The sequence below is a fragment of the Candidatus Litorirhabdus singularis genome, assembly GCF_026262625.1.
Taxonomy (GTDB): Bacteria; Pseudomonadota; Gammaproteobacteria; order Pseudomonadales; family Halieaceae; genus Litorirhabdus; species Litorirhabdus singularis.
Genome location: NZ_SHNN01000001.1, coordinates 1,153,125 through 1,173,315 on the forward strand (window position 1 = coordinate 1,153,125; position 20,191 = coordinate 1,173,315).

Sequence of the window (20,191 nt, forward strand, 5' to 3'; positions counted from 1 at the left end):
GGTCGGCGACAGCGCAAAAAAAAGGGGCCATCCGGCCCCGTATTAAACTCTGGTGGCGCCCGCTCAGAAGCGATAACCCAGGGTTACCCCGTAAGTGCGTGGCTCCATCAATTGGTAGTTGGTATACAGGCCAACCGCGGCATCCTGCAAGTATTGGCCAGTGCGGTTGTCATCGTCTTTGATATTGCGCACATAAACCTCAGCATACCAGTCATCGTCGGCGCTGGTCAGCATCGCATTGGCGTTCCATACGTCCCAGGACTCCAGCTTGTCATTCACGGTGTTGTATATTCGTGCATAGAACTCGTCTTGCCAGTAATACATCAGCATTGTGTCAACGGTCATACCGTTGTTCAGGTTAAAGCTATAAGCCGCCTGCAGGTTAACACTGAATTCCGGGGCGTTGGGCAGGCTGTTGCCCTCGACACTTACCGGGATGCCTGAGCAGCCGGTTGGACACTCTGCGCCAACGTACGTATTGAAGTTACCGCCGGAGCTGATGCCTTCAGTAGTCCCTCTCTGGTTGGGGTCGGCGGGATCAAAGGTCTCGTACTCGCCAAGCTCACTATCCAGCCAGGCCACATTGGCTGTCAGGCGCCAGTTCTCGGTAGGTGCCCAGATGAACTCGCCCTCCATGCCCATAACCTCGGTGTCAATGTTCTCATTAAGCGCGGTCTGGTTGACAATCTTGGCAACCTGCAGGCCCTCATAATCATAGTAAAACCAGGTAAGGTTGGCCTGTAGAGTGTTGTCAAAAAGGCGGGATTTCACACCTAACTCTATCGAGTTGATGTACTCGGGGTCAAAACTCGTTAGCGAGGGATCGCCGCCAAGGTCAGGGTTTAGCAAGTCGTTGTCTGAACTGATCGGATTGAAGCCGCCGCTCTTATAGCTACGCGCCAGCGTGCCGAACCACATGACATCCTCGTTCATGTGATAGTTCATGTTGAACTTACCCGTGGTTTCTTGCCAGTCGTCCTTAAACAGGTCATAACCGCCACCTTCCGCATTGGGGTCGCTTGCAAAACTCAGGTAAATAGTGCGCTGCTGACCTTCTTTTTCTTCATCGGTATAACGCAAGCCGAGGGTCATCTCCAGTTTGTCGGTAATGTCATAGTACAGTTCGCCAAAGATTGCGCTCGTGGTTAGCTCGTATTTGGCAGTGTCATTATGGAAAACGCGTTGATCTTCTGGCGTGCCAAGCGTTGCGCCAACCAGTTCGAGCGCTGCCGAGTATACGTAGAAGGCGGTTGTAGATTCATAGTCGAGATAAAAGCCACCCAGCAGGAAATTCCAGTCGCCGTCAAAATTGGAGGCCAGACGGAACTCCTGGCTCCACTGCTCTGGCGTAGTATAGGAACGGTCATTTGAGGTAGCTCTGTCTGACGTCGTGAACCCATCTGGCCCGGTTGGGTAAGTGACAGTCACAGGCCATGGCTCTGATGCCACGGTCTGGTCATAGTCATTACGGGCATCCAGGGTAGATTCGTGATAGCCGGTTAGTGAAGTCAGCACCATGTTGCCGAAGTCGTGATTAATCTCCAGCGAGACTATGGTTTCATCAGCTTCATATTGCGGTGTGAAGTCCAGATTGGCCTTGCGCGGGTCTGCTGGATTGATGGAGTTGGCGAAGTCGTCCTCTGGGTATGGTGTTTGGGTGATTAACCCAACTAACGGTATCAACTGCCCGGTAATCCCGGCGCCGCCGTGAGTGGTTTCATTGGGAAGACTGCCCGGGAGGCAGCCCAGTATGCCATCATTGTCCTTTTTACAGAGCGTGCCAGCACCACGCATACGATTGCTGTCTTCTTCAAAATAGTTGATCACCAATGTCGCGTCGGTGTTCTCACCCATTTGCAAGGTGGTAGAGGAGCGGATGGCCCACATGCTCCGATCATCAATCTCTTCACCATCGTAAATGTTTTCGACAAACCCGTCGCGCTTGAGTCCAAAGACCGAGAAGCGTTGCCACAGGTTGTCGGTGATCGGGATGTTGAGAGCGCCTTTGACTTTGGTATGGCCGTAGTCACCTAATTGTAATTGCAGGTCGCCGCCGAATTCTTCCGTGGGTTTTTGGCTGATGACGTTGATAACACCACCCGTGGTGTTGCGACCGTAGAGAGTTCCCTGGGGTCCGCGCAGGACTTCGACGCGGGCCGTATCGAAATACTCTGTTTCAAAAATACGGGCGTTGTTCAGGTAAACGCCATTAAAGTGTACGCCGGTGCCGGCATCTGTAAATGAGCCGACCGCGTTGTTACCAATGCCGCGAATAGAGATATTGGCCGTGGTAAAGAAACCTTTGCTCATGAGCATGTTGGGCACGCTCATCTGGATATCCATGTTATTGGTGATTAGACCCGCATCCAGCTCGCCCTGAGTAAAGGCGCTGACCGCTATGGCGGTGTCTTGCAGGGTAGTTTCACGTTTTTCCGCCGTGACGATGACTTCTTCCAGAAAGCCCTCCTGAGCGAAACTGATTTGTGAGTGCACGGCGGCTGCCAGCAGGGTTGAAATAAAAGGAAGGTGACCGTGGTATCGACGCATATTTATATCTCCGACTGTCTATTTATATAATTATTAGAGTCATGTATAGCTGATGCTGGCATAAAACTAACAGACTGCTTGCATCTCGTCTACGCTATTTTTCGGGTGCCGATTTTAGCGGCGCTCAGCGCTCCAGAAACATTGGATATGAGCCCGGGTCGCCGCCATTTAGACGCATCACGCTGCTTCGCTTGCCTGGCTCCAAATCCGCATAATTCACAGTTTCCTTACTTGTTTGTTCGACCCCCGTATTTCATGATTGCGACCGCATTTATAAGAAGAAGTTATAACGAGGTCTCTATATATGAAACATAAGTTCCAAAAGACTCTGCTGGCTGCCAGCCTCGCCTGCATGAGCGTAATCACGGTGCAGGCGCAAATGTTGGAAGAGGTGATTGTGACCGCGCAGAAGCGTGAGCAGAACCTGCAGGATGTGCCCGTAGCTGTTAGTGCTTTTAACAACGAGATGCTGGAGCAAACTGGTGTTCGAGATATGTTCGAGCTGCAGGCCAATGCGCCCAGTTTGCGGGTCGGCCAGACCCAGAGCTCATCTACTGCGACCTTTGGTATTCGGGGTGTGTTTACCAGCTCGCAGAACTTTGGACTGGAATCATCGGTTGGCCTTTATGTTGATGGCGTCTATCGGGCTCGCCAGAGCTCAATGATTAATAACCTGGTTGATATCGGCTCGGTGGAAGTACTGCGCGGCCCTCAGGGCACGCTGTTTGGTCGCAATACCCCGGCTGGTGCGGTTTCTGTCAATAGCGTCAAGCCAGACCATGACGGCAGTGCTTACTTGCAGGTCGAAGGTGGCGATTACAATCTGTTCAGCGCACAGGGTGCAGTCTCTATTAGCGCTATTGAAGATGTGTTGGCATTTCGCCTGACTGGTTTTGGTATGCAGCGCGATGGTTTTGTCAGTGACGTTGCCCTTGGCGATGACAAGATTTATGACCGGGATCGTTGGGGCGGCCGGTTGCAGGCGCTGTGGACGCCAAACGATGACCTGAGTATTCACGTGATTGCCGATATGTCGGAAATCGACGAGGTTTGCTGCGGCAATGGGACCCTAAAGAATAATTTCGAAGCTGATGATGTACCCGGTAAGCTCGGCACAGACACTAACGTGCGTGACAATATCGGCGGCACTGTTTTGCTGGGCGAAGATTTTTATGACTACGACGTAGCCTACAGTTACCTGCCGGTGTCTACCAATGAAGATAAGGGATTAACAGCACAGATCGACTGGCAGGCTGACAACTTTTTGCTGACCAGTATCACTGCTTACCGCGAGTATGAGTCGTTCGATGACGTCGATTCTGATTTTATGGATATCGACGCACTGAAACGCACCAACGAGCAAAGCCAGAAGCAATTTTCTCAGGAATTACGCATCAGTCAGGAATTTGACCGCTTTAACTACGTTGCTGGTCTGTACTATTTTTCTCAGGAGCTCGATACCTATCGTGAGACTATCGTCGGCGTCGATACCGCCGCGTTGGTTGGTTTAGCTGCATTACCCAACTCGTTTATTGGCGGAGATGGCTCCTACGACACAGCGGAGCAGGAGCACACCAGTTACGCAGCCTTTGGTCAGGTCGATTTTAGTATCACCGATGCTTTGGTGCTGACCGCAGGTTTGCGCTGGACCAAAGAAGACAAAGATATGAGCAATACCTTTGTTGATGATGCGCCGCCTGCGTTAGACCCTACGCAGGACAACTGGGGTTTCTACTTGTTCCCTCCACTGGCTCCGCGGGATGACGCCGACGAGGAAATTGATGACGATGAGGTGACGGGTTCGATTAAGCTGAGCTGGTTCGCTACCGATACCATTATGCTTTACGGTTCTTACGGCACTGGCTACAAGGCCGGTGGAACTAACACAGACCGTATTGAGGAGATCATTCCCACAGTGTTTGGTCCGGAGACGTCCGAGTCATACGAGATCGGCATGAAAGCTGAGTTCCCTGATCAGGCTGTGCGTCTGAACGTTGCCCTGCATCGTACCGACACTGAAGATCTGCAGACTGTCTCCTTCCAGGGTACGGCTTTCGCATTGCAAAATGCCGGTATGGTTGAAGCACAAGGATTAGAGGTCGACCTGTTCTGGCAGGCCACCGACTCCTTGGGTTTCACCGTTGCTTACGCCTATAACGATGCTGAATACGCTGACTTCGAGAAAGGCGACTGTCAGATTGCCACTCCATGGCATACAGGCGAGGCGGACCCGGGTGATAACGGTGACGGCTCCTGTGATCGCAGCGGCGGCATGGTATCTGGCAACCCGGAGAATGTGGGCGTAGTGGCTGCTGATTACAAATTTGGCCTCGGCGACAGTGCTTCTGGCTTTATCTATGCCGAGTACGTTTATACCGATGAGCGTATGACTGACGTCAATAATGACCCACTGAAGCTGGATGGGGATTATGCGCTGTTCAATCTTCGTGGCGGAGTGATCTTTGAGAACCTGGATCTGAGCGTTACCGCCTGGGGTCGCAACCTGACCGAAGAGGAATACACTAGCACCATCGCTGACGGTGTCGCGCAGGACGGTAAGTTGAATGCTTACTATTCAGAGCCGCGTACCTGGGGTGTGACTCTGCGCAAGAACTGGTAATCCATATCGCGGGAGCAGACGTCAGTCTGTTCCCGTTTTTCTTGCCGTTCCTTTATGCGACTTTTTCCTCTCGCGATATCCCGCTTTACATTTCTTTGCACAGTTGCTGCATACCTTCACGCCGGTGTTTGCTTCAATAGCACCTCACACCAGAGGAGGTGCTCACTATGAACAAAACTATTTCTGTAATTTTCAGCACATTGCTACTGACCGGCTCGGTACTGGCGACGTCAGTTCTGGCGGACGGCCATCGCAATGGCGGATCTGATCGCATGGCGCGCATGCAACAGCATTTAGGGCTCAGTGACGAGCAAGTCCAGCAAATGCAGGCGATTCGCGATGATGGCGGCAGTCGTGAGGACATGCAGGCGGTGCTGACCGCGGAGCAGCGTGAAAAGATGGAGCAGCATCGTGCCAGTAAAGGTAAGGGGGGTGACCGCCTGGCGCGTATGCAAAAGCACTTGCAGTTAACCGATGATCAGGTCGAGCAGATGCGTGAAATTCGTGCCAACGGCGGCGGTCGTGACGAGATGCAGGCGGTGCTTACTGAAGAGCAGCGCCAGCAGCTAGAGGCGCATCGGCAGGCGCGAGGCAAGCGGGGTGAATCAGAGCCTTCCTGAGTTTTGATTTCAGTCCGCGGCGTTTATGCGCGGGTTTCACTGGGCAAGGTCGAAAATCTCATGCTCTTCGCTCATAAAAATGCGCGAGCGTGAGAAGTCGATAAAGTTTGCTTCGTCTGCTTGCAATTGACGGGCCGCCGCCACGCCCTCGGGGGTGGCAGTGCCCTGTTCGAAGGCGGCCTGATCCTGCCACCAGAGTTCGGTGATACCGTCATAGGGCGCTTCGAGTCCGCGCCCCGCCTGAAATATCGCATTCACCTCCGGGAGTGCGGTGTGACTCTGCACATAGCGGCTTGCACCAATGGCGGCTGCTACAGATTTCACCAGCGGCGCATGGTCCTGTAGCCAGTAGCGGTAAAATTCCGCGGCGTCTAAGTCTTCCCGTTTGCTGATGCAATAAATCAGTTTAATCATCTTGGTTTCTCCGGCAATGGTGTCACTACGCTCACAGTCTGACATGAGCTGCGGGCGAGGGTCTATGTATCCCGGAAAGCTGTGCTAGACTAATCGTAAGAGTTAAGGAGCCAGACATGCGCCAAGGTCTGAAGAAGTTATCCATGAATATTATTATTCTGCCGCAGTTTCGGTGGGATTAGCTGTGCCTAAGGCACGTATCTTAAACCCGCCACCCGGCGGGTTTTTTGTGCCTGCCCAATAGTCCGGGGGCATAGCAGGATTGCAGTAAAATGAAAAAAGTAGCGATATTTGGTAACGCCGGTGGCGGTAAATCAACCTTGAGCCGTGCGCTGGCCCAGCACACCGGGCTGCCATTACATACTCTGGATAAATTGGCCTGGCTGCCCGGCGGCGTTGCCGTGCCGCCAGCAGATTATCGACGAGCTCATTCCCAAATTCTGACTCAGGAGCGTTGGCTCATCGACGGTTATGGCTGCCCGGAGACTTTATGGCAGCGACTGGATGCGGCCGATACGCTGATTCATATCGACTTACCCTTGCCGTTGCATGGCTGGCAGGTAATTAAGCGCTTGCTGAAGGGGCTGTTTTCAGCGCCAGAGGGTTGGCCGGAACGCAGTCCTATGTGGCGCAGCACGCTGAGTAGCTACCGGGTGCTGCTGCCCTGCCGTCGCCTCCTGACGCCGCGCTACCGCGCTTATTGCGAGCAGGCTGCGGCTACCCGTCGCGTCTATCAGTTACGCAGCCGGGCTGAAATAAGGAATTTTCTGGCGACATTGGAACCGGGTTGAGTTGGCTTAGGCTTTGCCCAGTCGCTGTATCAGTCGCGCAATACCAAGCACCAGACAACTGGCCGCCGCCAATGCGACCAGGCCAAACTTGGGCACCGCGCAAAGCAGAGCGAGGGCAGCCCAGTGGTTGCTGGCGCCGTGGCGTAACTGCACCAATAAGGCGTAGTTTTCTGTCAGGTCCAGTGGTATTGCGAATAACACCAGCCAGGCCAGGCCCTGAGCCAGGCGCTGGCTGCGCGGACCCAGTCCGCTCGCCAATAAGGTCAGCGTTAATGCCAGCCAGGTTGGGTATACCAACAGATACAGGTTATCCATGCCCTGCATAAACATAGCCTGTTCCCGCTGCGGTGCCGCCCAAACGGCAAGAATACGGGCGGCTTTGTCGGCATTGCCGGCCAGCTCAAAGGAGACGATGCCCTGGGGGGCTTGTTCGTTAACCAGAGTCTGGTCCAGTGCCAACATCCAGGCCGACAGAGCCAGCAGCACCAGAGTGAGAACCACCAGGAGGCGGGGTAGTGACTTAGGATTTAGCCATAGGAAGGGATGCTGCATGGTTCTAGTGTAGAGCAATCTGCGTCTGCCAAGCTATCACAAATCATGGTCAGAACACTTATCATAGTGTCCATGAACATCGGTGAGAGCGTATACTGGCGCGATGAAAGAATTAGTGACAATCAACGATGTGGGTCCCCGAGACGGACTGCAGAATCAATCCCGCACTCTGGCTCCGGCCGAACGGCTGAGGCTGATAGAAGCGCTGCTGGCAGCCGGTTTGCCCGCTATTGAAGTAGGCAGCTTTGTTTCTCCCAAAGCGGTGCCGGCGATGGCGGGTGCCGCCGAAGTAGTGGCGGGTCTACCGGTCGGTGCTGCGGTCTATTCGGCGCTGATTCCCAATCGAAAAGGCTATGATTTGGCCACTGCCGCTGGCGTCACGCAGGTGGAACTGGTGGTGGCGGCCTCGCAAACGATGAATCGCGAGAATATCAATGCGACCACCGAAGCAGCTATGGCCGGTTGTGAAGATATTGTGACGGCGGCGCAGGCCGACGGTGTTAAGACGCTGGCCTGTATTGCCACCGCCTGGGAGTGTCCGTTTGAGGGTGTGATAGATCAGGACGTGGTACTGGGGCTGGCGCGGGATATGTTTGCTCATGGTGCTGACGAAGTGGTGCTGGCGGATACCATCGGCGCTGCCGACCCTGCTGGCGTCAAGCGGTTGACCCAACTGGCTGCCCAAGAGTTTGGCGCCGATCGCTTAAGCTGTCATTTCCATGATACACGTGGCATGGGAGTGGCCAATGTGGCGGCGGCGCTGGAGTCAGGTATACGCAAGTTTGACGCGTCTATTGGCGGCCTGGGTGGCTGCCCGTTTGCGCCGGGTGCAACCGGTAACGTTGCCACAGAGGATGTAGCGCTTATGCTTGGGCAGATGGGATTTACGACCGGCATTGATCTGGTAAAGCTGGTGGCAGCTGTTGATGTGGTATCCGAACTTGTGGGCCACCCGCAGGGGGGTAACTCTATCCGCTGGTTACGGCGCCAAATTGAGAAAGGTACGCTGTAGGCGTGCTGTGTCGTTAGTGCAGTGATAGGGAACCGCTACACCTCCGCGTATTTAACAGACTAGAATAGACAGACCAAAACTCGAGGAATCAAACAGCATGAGTTATCGATTAGGCGTAGATGTGGGCGGTACTTTCACCGACTTGCTGCTGATTAATGAAGACAGTGGCGAAACCTGGACTGCAAAAGTGCCGTCAACCCCTGAGGACTCCTCCATAGGCGTGCTTAACGGCGTCGCCAGAATTTGCGATGAATCACAGGTTGATCCGCAGGCCATCAAGTTGGTGATGCACGGTACCACCGTTGCAACCAATGCTGTCTTGACCGGACGTGGTGCTCGCGTTGGGCTGGTGACTACCGCAGGTTATGAGCATACCTTACAAGTGGCGCGATCATTTTGTCCGGGCGGCCTGGGAGGTTGGGTTGGTTTCATGAAAGACCCCTTGCTGGCGCCGCTGGAATTGACCATTGGCGCGATTGAGCGCATCGGTGCCGACGGCGTTGTGGTGACAGATTTGGACGAGGTAGCGCTGCGTGAAAGTTTGCAGGCGCTGCATGCCAAAGGGGAAGTGGAAGCGCTGACCATTTGCTTCATCAACTCCTATATCAATGGCGCCCATGAACAGCGGGCTGCCAAGATTGCCCGTGAGATTTTTAGTGATATGCCGATTTCCATCTCCAGCGATGTAGTACCTGAGATGCAGGAGTACGAGCGTACCGAAACCACGGTCGTTAACTCCTATGTGCGTCCTGAGGTAGCCAAGTACGTTGAGAACCTGCAGCGGTCTCTGGCGGATCGACTGGGAGAAGATACCCAACTATCGATACTGCGCTCAGACGGCGGCCTGGCCTCTGGCCGCGGCGCCTCTGAGTCCCCCGTTAATCTCCTGATGTCGGGCCCTGCCGGTGGCGTCGCGGGTGCGATGTATTTTTGTAGTCGAGCCGGGTTCGACAATATTCTGACCTTTGATATGGGCGGCACCTCTACTGACGTGGCACTGATCCAGAATGGCAAAGCCAGAGTGAGGCGTGAAACTATTGTTGGTGATGTGAGGGTTCGTGCTCCCTCCGTGGATGTCCGCACAGTGGGTGCCGGCGGTGGGTCTATAGCGTTTGTGCCGGAGTTGACCAAGGCGCTGCGCGTGGGCCCCGAGTCTGCGGGCGCCGTGCCGGGGCCCGCCTGTTATATGAAGGGGGGTGAGGAGCCAACAGTCTGTGATGCCAACGTGGTATTAGGTTACCTACCTTCCGATGTGCAACTCGGTGGTGCTATGGAAATTAATCGTGCGGCCTCTGAGAAAGCGGTACAGAAGGCGGCGGACGCCATGGGCATTTCACTGGAAGCGGCCGCAGAAGGCATGATTCGAGTCGTTAATGAATCCATGTTTGGCGCGCTGCGGCTTGTCTCGGTAGAGCAGGGCTACGACCCGCGCGATTTTGCGCTGGTTGGCTTTGGTGGTGCGGGGCCTTTGCATGCCAATGCGCTGGGCATTCTGACTGATGCCTGGCCGGTTATTGTGCCGCCGGGACCTGGCGTACTGTGTGCCTACGGTGATGCTACGACTCAGGTCCAGGATGAAGCCACACGTACCTATATCCGTATGGCCGAAGATGTCAGTGATGACCAGTTAGTGGCGGATCTGCTGGAACTGCAGGAGCGTGGTGGTCTGTCGCTGATCGAAGATGGTATACCCAGCAGCGACCATGAAGTCACCTTTCAGGCTGACTTGCGCTACGTGGGACAGGCGTTTCAGATTACCGTGGACTTCACCGAGCAGGAATTGCGCGACAAAGGCCTGGCCCTGCTGACCCAGACCTTTGACGACGAGCACGAACAGCTTTTCACCTTTAAGCTCGGCGACGGCCATGAAATCCTGATGATTCGCGCCGTGGTCAAGGCCCGCACTCGGGCTATTGCTGAGTTTACTCGCGGCGAGGCTGGGGCGACGGTAGAGGACTGCAAGTTACACGACACCAGCTTTTACTACGACGGCGAAACCTATGCCGCTGTTATTTACGACCGCGGCAAGCTGCATGAAGGGCTGACCGTGCCGGGACCGGCGATCGTCAGTGAAATGGACTCCACCACAGTGATCCTGCCCGGCTATGTCGCAGCGGTCGATACCGTGGGCAACCTGCTGATTAACAAGGCTTAGAGGGAAACGTCATGCCAGCTACAATATTGCAAACCAATAGCGACCCTCTCAACAAAGTAGACGTCGAGGGCGTCACTGTAGACATCATCGAGAACGCGCTGCGTAACGCGCGCGAGGAAATGGACGCGGTACTATTTCGCACGGCCATGTCGCCTGGAATCCGTGAGCAGGGCGACTGCTTTCCGATGATTGCCAACGTCGAGGGCAAAATGGTCGTCGGCCAGTTTGGCTCCTTTATTGGTCCGTTTCTGGAAGTGTTCGACGGCGAGATTGAAGAAGGTGACATCATTCTCACCAACGATCCCTATGTCTGTAATGCGGCGGTATCGCACCTGCCAGACTGGCTGGTGTTAAAGCCGGTATTCAAGAATGGGCGACACATAGCCTGGTCAGCGATGTTTGGCCATATGTCAGACAACGGTGGCATGGTGCCGGGTTCTATACCTATTGAAGCCACCAACATTTTTCAGGAAGGCATCCGTATTCCGCCGGTAAAGCTTTACAAGAAAGGCGAGTTACAGAGCGATATTCTCGAGCTGATTTTACACAACGTGCGCACCTCACAATGGAACCGCTTCGATCTGAATGCTTTGGTAGCAGCCTGTAATACTGCTGCCAAACGCGTGTTGGAATTGTCCGACCGGTTTGGAGACGACGTGCTGTATACCACCATGGACACCATGCTGGCGCGTAACCATAAGGCAATGAAGGCGATTATCGAAATGATTGTGCCGGAAGAGCCGCGCAGCTTTACCGACTACCTGTGTGACGATGGCATGGGTATGGGGCCCTACAAAATTCAGTGCAAGCTGTGGCGAGAAGGTTCCAAGGCGATCTTTGATTTTGAGGGTACCGACCCGCAAGCGCAAAGCTCGGTTAACTTCTTTTTAAACGAAGACATGTTCAAAATGTTCTTCGGCTCTTTCACTATTAACGTGGTTGACCCACAGATCGTCTTCAATGACGGCTTCTACGATCTGGTGGATGTACGCATTCCCCAGGGCACCCTGCTGAAACCAAACTACCCGGCGGCATTGTCAGGCCGCACCCATGCTCTGGGCCGTATTTTTGATGTACTAGGTGCTCTGCTCGGTATGGGCGCACCACAGGAGATGCTCAACGCCGCGGGCTTTTCGGACTCACCGCACCTGTTCTATTCCGGATACGACCATCGTGAGGGCAAGGGGAATGAGTGGTTTCAACTGTTCCAGATTGGCTTTGGTGGTATTCCAGGTCGACCGGTTGGCGATGGTCCCGATGGCCACTCGCTGTGGCCGGGTTTCACCAACGTGCCTAACGAGTTTATTGAGTCTTACTTTCCGCTGCGTATCGAGACTTACCAGACAATTATTGACTCTGGTGGCGCCGGCCTGCACCGCGGAGGTAATGGTTTGAGCGTGGCTTACCATTTCCTCTGCGATGGTGAGATTGGTATTCATGATGAGCGCTGGCTGATGTACCCCTGGGGTGTTAACGGGGGTGAAACCGGCATGCGCTCGACCAAGCGGCTGGTGCGAGCAGATGGCAGCGAGGAATGGGTGCCAGCCAAGGTAGAGGGCATCAAGGTCAAGGTGGGTGATGTGCTGTACTTCAATACCTGGGGTGGCGGCGGCTGGGGCGATCCCTATGCCCGTGATCCCGCTCTGGTAATGACTGACGTTGAACGGGGTTTGGTGTCTGTGGAAGGCGCGCGTCGTTACGGCGTGGTGATCAGCAACGGTGCGGTAGATAGCGCGGCCACTGATGCGCTGCGTGCTGAGCTTGTAGCCGAGCGCGGTGACGATATACCGGTATTCAACTTCGGCGGCACCATCGAAGAAATTAAAGCTCGTTGTCTGGAAGAGACACACCTGCCACCGCCGGTCGCGCCGACATTCCGGCAGAGTCAGCCCGGTTAAGGTGAGCTGCCTAAGAAAGCAATATGCACGATAAGAAGGTAGTAATCACCGGTGCGGCGCGCGGCATGAGACGGCGCTGGCCGCCGCGTGATTTACCGTGCCGCTGGTCATGACTTGAGCACAACGTGAAGCTGGGGAGATTGAGTGTGTATAAATTGATAAAGGGACTGCTGCCAGCAGTGGCTCTGGTGCTGTTAAGCGCCTGTGCTGGTTTAAATCCAGGTGGTGATCCGTTTGAGGCCCCATCCATCGAATTGGTCGGCTTCAAGCCGCTTAAATCCGAGGGCATGGAGGCGCGTTTTGGCATTACCCTGCGCGTAGTGAATCCTAATGCGATCCCCTTGGATATCGAGGGCGTTTATTACGAATTGGAAGTCGAGGGCAGCAAGTTGTTGAGTGGTGCCGATTCAGCCCCTATCAGTATTCCGGCCTATGGTGAGGGGCGGGTTGAGCTGGAAGGTGCTGCTAGCATGCTGGGTTCATTGGGCTTTATTCGCAATATGATGGAGCGGCCACCGGAGCAGGAATTGAAGTACGAGTTGAAAACTAAAATTTCAGTAGCACAGTTGCCCAGAGCCATCCGTGTCAACAAAGAAGGCAGTGTTGGTCTGGGTACGAAATCCAGCAGCGCGGCTAACTGATCAGTTTCCAGAGCGCTCGCGCCTGCTCGCAACAGGCCCGCTAAGCCCATGCCAATTCTTTTTGCCACCATATTATTGGACCTGATTGGTTTTGGGATCGTTATTCCCATACTGCCGTTTATGGCTCCTCAATTGGGCGCCGATAAGCTTGATATAGCGCTTCTGATCGTCGTCTACGCTGCGGCCGCTGGTGTCTGCGGTCCATTCTGGGGCCGCCTTTCGGACCGTTTGGGGCGCAAGCCGGTGCTGATTATTTGTCTCTCCGGCGGTGCGCTGTCCTATGTTGGTCTGGCGTTGGCGACTGAGCTGTGGATGATTTACTTGGCTCGTACTTTCGCGGGCTTGGCAGCGGGAAACTTTGGCGTCGCCACCGCGATGATCGCAGACATTACCACGCCGGCCAATCGGGCCAAGGGTATGGGAATGCTGGGTGCGGCATTTGGATTGGGCATGGTGCTGGGTCCGGTGCTCGGCGGCACTCTTGCCGGTAGCGATGGTAGTTTCATGTTGCCCTGTATCGTTGCTGGCACTATGTCTGTGGCCGCGATTATCGCCGCACTGTTCTTTTTGCCCGAGAGTCACGGGCCGCAGCAGCGCGCTGACCATCGGGCACATCATGGCTCGCAGCCCACGTTGTCGCTGCTGGCAATGCTCACGGAAAACGGCAATCGTCTGCTGGTTTTACAGTTCTCGATGCATACTGCCTGTGTCACAGCGATCACCTACCTGTTGCCACTGTGGGTGGGGGATTTACTGGGTTGGGGCGCGCGTGAGGTGGGTATCATTTTCGGTGCTCAAGGCCTGATGATGGCGATATTGCAGGGTTTGCTGGTAGGCCCGCTTTCGCAGTGGATGGGTGAATTACGCTTTTTGAGGACCGGCGTCTGCATCATGTTAGTCGGTCTGATAATGGCGATTTTTGCCACCACCACGGTACCTATGATTGCTGCCTTCTTGATCGCCGCCACCGGCGGGACTTTTACAATGCCCATACTGAACAGCATTGCGACGAAGCGGACACCGGCGATGCTGCGTGGAAGGATGATGGGTACTACCTCTTCCGCTGGTTCCTGGGGGCGGGTCGTTGGCCCGCTGGTCGCAGGGGCGGGGCTCTATTTTTATGGTTACCCGCAGGCGTGGGTGCTGTGTGTCGTGATGGCGCTGTGCTTGGTGTTCTGGGCGTTTTTTCTGGTGCCTGACCTATCTTTAACCAAAAAATAAAATCTGCCGGAGTTTTTTAGGGGGACAAAAAAGGGCCGCTGCAAGACTGCACTAGCACCATAAAGTGCTAATGCAGGCCACAACGGCCCCTGTTTTCGTTCAGTGTCAGCCTTTCTGTTGTGTCGCCACCAACCATACTGCGTGAATTACAGCGGGGAACCAGAAGAGGAAACAAAGCACGATATTGATCCACAAATGCTTGCTTGTGCCCACTTGAAGGAATGCTCCAACCGGTGGAAGCAGGATCGCCAGTATCAGATTGAGAATGCTCATAATGTTATTTTCCTTATTAGCTGCCAGCGGGACGCCAGCCTCCATGGAATCCTACAGGAATTCGGTTAGAAAGTTGAGCCACTGCCAACGGTCCGCCCGCCAGGTTCTCGGCATCCATGATGTACAGAGCACTGGTATCACTGGGCAAATCGGTGACCACTGAGAGTACATAGCCCTGACCTTCGGGAGCATCATCAGACTTGGGTACAAATATAGCCTCGGACGTGAAGGTCGTATCACGCGGACCGAAGGTATAGCGCTCGCTGCTATTGTCGGCCAGATTGAAGCGGCCCAGTTGATTGTACATCCCATCGCCATCGCCATCTGGTGCGGTGAGAAAGCCAACCTTATATTCTTGCATCGCAAAGCGTGGGTCACACTGGGGGAATTCGGAAGGGATAGGGTCTATCTGGTTGCTCACCACGCGCGGATTGGCCTGGTTCATGTCGATGCTCCAGCGGCTCAGGTAAGGCGCAACATCAGGCATCATTTCGCCCTTCGCATTGGGGAACAGCGGCGCATATTCAAACTGACATCCGTCAACGGTAATCACGCCGTCTTTATCGAAGCCATTCATGTAGTGGAACACAAAGAACGGATCGCATTCGACCCAGCGGGTATTGGCAGCATTGCCGCCAACGCGAGGAATAACGGCAATCGAGGCGCCGCGCTCTGGTTCCCAGGCAAACGGGGCTTCGCCGACCATGGCGCGGTCGAGGCTGCCGGTCAGCGGAAACACGGCTACGACAATGTAGTTTTCGGTAACCACGAAGTCGTGGATCATAGCTGAGTATGGCGTTTTGATGCACTCGGAACTGGTGAGTACGCCATTGCGGTCCACCTTGTGTACGGTGAAATCTGACTCAAAAGGCCCGGTGGACATATAGGCAAAGAAAATTAGCTCGCCGGTGCGTGGATCAACCTTGGGATGGGCGGTCATCGCCGTAGTCAGTTTGCCGTTGTAGTCATAGGTCCCGATGGACTCGAGCGTGACCGGGTCGACCTGAAAAGGCTGGTGGCCTTCTTCCAGTATGAGCATTTTGCCGGCATGCCAGACACAGGCGGTATTGGCTAGACCGTCCTTGTCATTGAAAACGAACTCTTCATAGCCTTTTTCGCAGTCGAAAGGGTTCATCGGGTTGATGACGCCACGGCCCACTTCGTTTTCAAGCTTGAATTTGGCGGTCTCTATCCAGCGATTGCGATAGCCCACTTTGCCGTCTTCTATGTGAAAGGCGTGGGTCATTCCGTCACCGGCGAACAGGTGATAGTCGCCGCGGGGAGCAAATTTCACGTTGGGTCCGTTGCGATAGAAGCTACCATTCAGATCCCGTGGCACCTCGCCAGTAATCGGTAGTACCTCGTGGGTATACTCTTGGTCTATCGGGGCGAAACACCCCTCCAAAAAACGATTTTCAGGCATTGCTTCGGTCATGATTCACCTCTTCCCATTATTATGTTGAGCGGCAGTTTGCGGCCATTGAACTGGTGTTTACAGCAGCAACATAGCATTGAATATTAAAGTTTACAATATCAACATCTTGCTAAAAGTGAGGTAGACTGGCCTTCAAAATAACAACGGGTAGACTCAATTGACCGCTGCCAAACCGGCTTATCACCATGGCGACTTGCGCTCTGCATTGCTGCAGGCGGCGCTGGAGGTGATTGACGATACCGGACCCCAGGGCCTGACGATCCGCGAAGTTGCTAGGCGCGCGGGCGTTTCTCACGCTGCGCCCTATCGACACTTTGCCGATAAAGACGATCTCATTTTGGCGGTGGTTGAGCAGGGCTTTGAGCTGATGCATACCAACATGATGGCGGACAAGGCGGCGGCTGGACCTGATCCGCTGGATCAGTTCTCGGCCAGTGGGATGGCCTATCTGCATTTTGCTATGCATTACCCGGCGTATTACCGAGTGATGTTCAGCGGTGACTTACTGTCCAGCAGTGGACAGGATTCGTTGCGTCATACCAGCACCGCGGCATTTGAACAAATGCTGACTGATCTCAAGCTGTGCCAGAGGATGGGTATTTTGCGCGAAGGCGACACTATGTTGCAGGCCGTAGCGATCCTATCAACAGTGCACGGCTTTGTATCGCTGGCCAACGATAACCGTATCAGCCACCTGGTGGGCGCAGAGTATTCTATGCAGGAAATTCAGGATTTTGTATTAGCGGCCATCTTCCAGGGGCTTGCTGTGCAGTAGAGAACTTATCTGATATTTTTATTTAAAGCTTTATCTATAACTATAATCAAGACCGACAGCCCCCCCCGCGGGTTCTGGTCGCCAGGAGAAGCACCATGAAGAGAGAGTTTACGCGAGTAATTGTACTGGGCGGTTTGTTGCCATTGGCCCCGATACTTACGCCATCGGCAGTCGCCGATGAGGTTGTACAATTAGAAGAAGTGATCGTCACTGCGAACCGCCGTGAAGAAAATCTGCAGGAGGTGGCGATCTCCGTATCGGCATTTACTGATGAGTTTTTCAAGAACACGGGCACCACCAATCTGAAGCAGCTCGATCAATACACTCCGAACTTCAAAATTACTCCAGTAACCGATAGTCGCTCTACCTCCATTCGTATTCGCGGTATCGGTTCTGTTGGCAGCAATGCCGGCATCGACCCCAGTGTCGGTGTATTCATAGACGGTGTTTATCAGGGCCGCGCAGGCATGAGTGTCGCTGACCTGATGGATATCCAGCGCGTTGAAGTGCTGCGCGGTCCTCAAGGCACGCTGTATGGCAAGAACACCGCAGCTGGTGCTCTTAATATTATCTCCAAGGCACCTGCCGAGTTGTTTGAGGCCGAAGTAGAGCTGGTTTTGGGTAACTATGAAACTGTGGAAGCGCGCGGCATGGTCAACGTGCCACTGGGAGACAGTGGTCATGCGACACGGCTGTCCGGATATTATGTCGAGAACGGTGGTTTTGACAAAAATACTTACACTGGCAAGGACATTAACATTACCGAGCGTTGGGGTCTCAGATCACGCACTCTGTTCAGCACCGAAAATGCTGGCGATTTCACGTTTAGCCTGGACTATTCAAAGAATACCGGCGATTGCTGTGCGCCAGATATTATCGATTATGTCGGCGATGGCTCGGCTCAGGGCTTGCCGTTTGAAAGGTTGGTAGCGGAAACCGGTGTACCATTACCAGACGTTGTTGACCCCTATGATCGTGAGCTTTACTTCGATACCGAGTTCACCAACGACGTAAAGGTTGGCGGTGTTGCGCTGGAGTGGAGTAAGGAGTTAAACAATGAATATGTGCTGACCTGGATTAATGCCTACCGTGGGTACGAGTCTTTCAGCACGCTTGACGGTGATTTTTCGCATTACGCAGGGGTTAAGTATGAGACGGATGTTGAGCTGTCTCAGGTCTCCAGTGAATTTCGTATAGCCTCTCCGGTGGGTGAGGTTTTTGACTGGCAGATCGGCTTTTACTATTTTGACTCGCAGATGGATACAGAGGGTCAGAACGGCTTTTTACCGCTGTTTGGCAGCAATTTTGCTAACCCGCCATTCCCTGATGGAATCTGGCCTGACGGTGGCATCAACTTCGATACTAATAAGCACGAAACTACCAGCTATGCCACGTTTGGGCAGGCCAACTGGACCTTTGCCGAAGATTGGAAGCTGACCTTCGGCGCACGCTATACCTATGAGGAAAAGTCTCGCAAGGGCACCCAGATTTCCACGCCAGATCCGATTTTTCCTATTGACGCACCGCCCATCGCAGGTCCGGATACGGCCATTGATGAAGATCGGGATGCCGACGATATCTCACCTTCACTCAGTCTAAGTTATTTCGCGGCGCCAGATGTCATGTTGTATGCCAGTGCCAGCCAGGGTTTCAAGTCTGGCGGCTTCAATCAGCTGCGGACCGCGCAAGGTGTGCCGGGTGAATTCGATGATGAGCGCTCGCGTAACTACGAACTGGGCATCAAGAGCTCTTGGTTGGAGCGTCGTCTGCAGGTCAACATGACCGCATTCTTCGTTGATTACGAAGACTTTCAGGCTCAGGGCTTCGATGGCAGCAATATTCTCGTACGCAACGCAGGTACGATGGAGAGTAAAGGTGTTGAATTTGATCTGATTTATGTGCCGAACTCGCTGGCGACTATGGGCATGGCTATTGGCTACAATGACGCAACTTACGGTGAGTTCCCTACCGGTGAATGCACCGCGGCGCAACTGTTCGCAGTGACCGGTGGCTCGCCGCTGGTGCCGGCGGATTGCGTGCAAGACCTTGAAGGTAAGTCTATTGATAATGCGCCCGAGTGGACGGTGAGCAACTTTCTCCAATTGTCCGATGACTTTGGCGACAGTGGCATGAGCTGGATGGCGCGCCTTGAGTACAACTACACCGGCGAACTGTACATGGCTCAGGATCTTGATGAGTCCGTGAAGCGGGATCCGGTGCATATGGTTAATGCCAGGGTAAACCTTTCGGGCGCTAATAAAAAATGGGAAGTAACGCTGTGGGGGCGCAACCTGTTGGATGAGGAATATCATGTGGTTGCCTTTGATATACCCGTAACAGGAGGCTTTGCCGGCATCAATGCACCGCCACTGACCTACGGACTAACCCTGAATTATCGGACCCAGTAATAACCTCCCTTGCGGCTCTATTGTTAACGGGCAAAAGGAGTGAAGCATATGACTGATGCAATAACATTCGATGGCGGCGCTGCTGTTAAAGCAGTCAGCGCTAAATCAGGTTTTTGGTACCATTGGGGGCCTCAAGCCTGGATAGATATGTGGATGTCTAACTCCATGCTGGTAAAAAGGGCGATGCCGATCGTCACTCACAGCTTGCTGCCGATATTACGCTTATCCGGCGACAAGGACGCCATTGATGCCGGTTACAAGGATATCAAGTCACGTCGAGAAACCCTGTACTGGAAAGACTCGCCGCGGGAGAAATGGCGCAAGCGTTATGGCAACTTTGTGCGCGAAGTGGAGTGGGGCCTGCTTGAGTTGCGCAAGTACTACTCTCAAGCTCAGTATGAAGAAATTGTGATTGGTACCTGTGTGTCCACCGCCGAGGAGACTACGGCCGACTTTATCGCCATGATGCAAAGCATGGCGGAGAAGAACGAGGGTAAGACGACGGTTCGCGCAGAGCCCAGCCGCTGGGAAAAATTTCTCTTCGACACTTTTAACCCGGCGGGTTTTCTGACCGGGCCAGCAGAGATGCGAGACATTAATATGGTGGAGGGCAGTATGACCATGTATGTGCCCGACTGCGGCTGGCACACCTGTGCCGCCCAGGCCAGCTTGCCCAACCCTGAGCAACTGCCAGCGGAAGGCTGCCAGTTGATTTGCAAAGGTGCGTTTGAGGCGCTGTTCAACGGTGACAACGGCGGTCTGCGGATGGAGTTTGAGCCCCATCTGCCGGAGACTTCCTGCACTGTGCGCATGCGCTGGAAGTAATCGG

The 20,191-nt window shown here is 54.1% G+C and carries 15 protein-coding genes and 1 pseudogene; 11 read left to right on the top strand and 5 right to left on the bottom strand.

Features of this window, described 5'->3' with window-relative positions:
- Nucleotides 1-63: 63 nt before the first annotated feature.
- Complete coding sequence (locus EYC98_RS05195) at nt 64-2,547, bottom strand: TonB-dependent receptor (protein ID WP_279244246.1); 2,484 nt, start codon at nt 2,545-2,547, stop codon at nt 64-66.
- A gap of 304 nt (nt 2,548-2,851) precedes the next feature.
- Between EYC98_RS05195 and EYC98_RS05200 the strand changes: the two genes are divergently transcribed.
- Both EYC98_RS05200 and EYC98_RS05205 read left to right on the top strand, forming a co-directional pair.
- Nucleotides 2,852-5,167: a TonB-dependent receptor gene (locus EYC98_RS05200; RefSeq protein WP_279244247.1), complete on the top strand. Its 2,316-nt coding sequence runs from the start codon at nt 2,852-2,854 to the stop codon at nt 5,165-5,167.
- A 167-nt stretch (nt 5,168-5,334) separates the two neighbouring features.
- Nucleotides 5,335-5,787, top strand: coding sequence for a Spy/CpxP family protein refolding chaperone (locus tag EYC98_RS05205; RefSeq protein ID WP_279244248.1), 453 nt, complete (start codon nt 5,335-5,337; stop codon nt 5,785-5,787).
- A gap of 36 nt (nt 5,788-5,823) precedes the next feature.
- Here the strand turns inward: EYC98_RS05205 and EYC98_RS05210 are convergent, their stop codons facing one another.
- Nucleotides 5,824-6,201 (bottom strand): EthD domain-containing protein, encoded by a 378-nt coding sequence (locus tag EYC98_RS05210; protein ID WP_279244249.1) that lies wholly within the window; start codon nt 6,199-6,201, stop codon nt 5,824-5,826.
- Nucleotides 6,202-6,473: 272 nt separating this feature from the next.
- On the opposite strand from EYC98_RS05210, the gene EYC98_RS05215 reads away from it, so the two are divergent.
- Nucleotides 6,474-6,992, top strand: a complete 519-nt coding sequence (locus tag EYC98_RS05215; RefSeq protein ID WP_279244250.1) for a P-loop NTPase family protein — start codon at nt 6,474-6,476, stop codon at nt 6,990-6,992.
- 6 nt (nt 6,993-6,998) lie between these two features.
- Here the strand turns inward: EYC98_RS05215 and EYC98_RS05220 are convergent, their stop codons facing one another.
- Nucleotides 6,999-7,562, bottom strand: coding sequence for a hypothetical protein (locus EYC98_RS05220; RefSeq protein ID WP_279244251.1), 564 nt, complete (start codon nt 7,560-7,562; stop codon nt 6,999-7,001).
- Between the two features lie 97 nt (nt 7,563-7,659).
- Here EYC98_RS05220 and EYC98_RS05225 point away from each other — a divergent pair, with 97 nt between their 5' ends.
- From EYC98_RS05225 to EYC98_RS05245, 5 genes and pseudogenes are all read left to right on the top strand, one after another.
- Nucleotides 7,660-8,556, top strand: coding sequence for a hydroxymethylglutaryl-CoA lyase (locus EYC98_RS05225; RefSeq protein ID WP_279244252.1), 897 nt, complete (start codon nt 7,660-7,662; stop codon nt 8,554-8,556).
- A 97-nt stretch (nt 8,557-8,653) separates the two neighbouring features.
- Complete coding sequence (locus EYC98_RS05230; protein ID WP_279244253.1) at nt 8,654-10,711, top strand: hydantoinase/oxoprolinase family protein; 2,058 nt, start codon at nt 8,654-8,656, stop codon at nt 10,709-10,711.
- Nucleotides 10,712-10,722: 11 nt separating this feature from the next.
- The gene (locus tag EYC98_RS05235) at nt 10,723-12,609 is read left to right on the top strand and encodes a hydantoinase B/oxoprolinase family protein (RefSeq protein WP_279244254.1); all 1,887 of its coding nucleotides are present in this window, start codon (nt 10,723-10,725) and stop codon (nt 12,607-12,609) included.
- Nucleotides 12,610-12,755: 146 nt separating this feature from the next.
- A complete protein-coding gene (locus EYC98_RS05240; RefSeq protein ID WP_279244255.1) occupies nt 12,756-13,250 on the top strand; it encodes an LEA/WHy family protein in 495 nt (164 codons plus the stop codon).
- A 30-nt stretch (nt 13,251-13,280) separates the two neighbouring features.
- Nucleotides 13,281-14,471: pseudogene (locus EYC98_RS05245) on the top strand (MFS transporter); the annotation flags it as partial.
- 105 nt (nt 14,472-14,576) lie between these two features.
- Here EYC98_RS05245 and EYC98_RS05250 read toward each other — a convergent pair.
- Together EYC98_RS05250 and EYC98_RS05255 are read right to left on the bottom strand one after the other, a co-directional pair.
- The gene (locus tag EYC98_RS05250) at nt 14,577-14,789 is read right to left on the bottom strand and encodes a YqaE/Pmp3 family membrane protein (protein ID WP_320415539.1); all 213 of its coding nucleotides are present in this window, start codon (nt 14,787-14,789) and stop codon (nt 14,577-14,579) included.
- Complete coding sequence (locus tag EYC98_RS05255; RefSeq protein ID WP_279244257.1) at nt 14,761-16,179, bottom strand: carotenoid oxygenase family protein; 1,419 nt, start codon at nt 16,177-16,179, stop codon at nt 14,761-14,763. Before EYC98_RS05255 ends, EYC98_RS05250 begins: the two co-directional genes overlap by 29 nt.
- 157 nt (nt 16,180-16,336) lie before the next feature.
- Between EYC98_RS05255 and EYC98_RS05260 the strand changes: the two genes are divergently transcribed.
- The 3 genes from EYC98_RS05260 (at nt 16,337) to EYC98_RS05270 (ending at nt 20,187) form a co-directional block, all read left to right on the top strand.
- The gene (locus EYC98_RS05260) at nt 16,337-16,954 is read left to right on the top strand and encodes a TetR/AcrR family transcriptional regulator (protein WP_279244258.1); all 618 of its coding nucleotides are present in this window, start codon (nt 16,337-16,339) and stop codon (nt 16,952-16,954) included.
- 95 nt (nt 16,955-17,049) lie between these two features.
- Nucleotides 17,050-19,362, top strand: coding sequence for a TonB-dependent receptor (locus EYC98_RS05265; protein WP_279244259.1), 2,313 nt, complete (start codon nt 17,050-17,052; stop codon nt 19,360-19,362).
- A 48-nt stretch (nt 19,363-19,410) separates the two neighbouring features.
- Nucleotides 19,411-20,187: a hypothetical protein gene (locus EYC98_RS05270; protein ID WP_279244260.1), complete on the top strand. Its 777-nt coding sequence runs from the start codon at nt 19,411-19,413 to the stop codon at nt 20,185-20,187.
- Nucleotides 20,188-20,191: the final 4 nt, after the last annotated feature.

Bases quoted from the DNA above. Each gene is read 5' to 3' on its own strand.
- EYC98_RS05250 (WP_320415539.1), bottom strand. From the start codon at position 14,789: ATGGAGGCTGGCGTCCCGCTGGCAGCTAATAAGGAAAATAACATTATG.
- EYC98_RS05200 (WP_279244247.1), top strand. From the start codon at position 2,852: ATGAAACATAAGTTCCAAAAGACTCTGCTGGCTGCCAGCCTCGCCTGC.
- EYC98_RS05210 (WP_279244249.1), bottom strand. From the start codon at position 6,201: ATGATTAAACTGATTTATTGCATCAGCAAACGGGAAGACTTAGACGCC.
- EYC98_RS05265 (WP_279244259.1), top strand. From the start codon at position 17,050: ATGAAGAGAGAGTTTACGCGAGTAATTGTACTGGGCGGTTTGTTGCCA.
- EYC98_RS05205 (WP_279244248.1), top strand. From the start codon at position 5,335: ATGAACAAAACTATTTCTGTAATTTTCAGCACATTGCTACTGACCGGC.
- EYC98_RS05215 (WP_279244250.1), top strand. From the start codon at position 6,474: ATGAAAAAAGTAGCGATATTTGGTAACGCCGGTGGCGGTAAATCAACC.
- EYC98_RS05255 (WP_279244257.1), bottom strand. From the start codon at position 16,179: ATGACCGAAGCAATGCCTGAAAATCGTTTTTTGGAGGGGTGTTTCGCC.
- EYC98_RS05235 (WP_279244254.1), top strand. From the start codon at position 10,723: ATGCCAGCTACAATATTGCAAACCAATAGCGACCCTCTCAACAAAGTA.
- EYC98_RS05230 (WP_279244253.1), top strand. From the start codon at position 8,654: ATGAGTTATCGATTAGGCGTAGATGTGGGCGGTACTTTCACCGACTTG.
- EYC98_RS05195 (WP_279244246.1), bottom strand. From the start codon at position 2,547: ATGCGTCGATACCACGGTCACCTTCCTTTTATTTCAACCCTGCTGGCA.
- EYC98_RS05270 (WP_279244260.1), top strand. From the start codon at position 19,411: ATGACTGATGCAATAACATTCGATGGCGGCGCTGCTGTTAAAGCAGTC.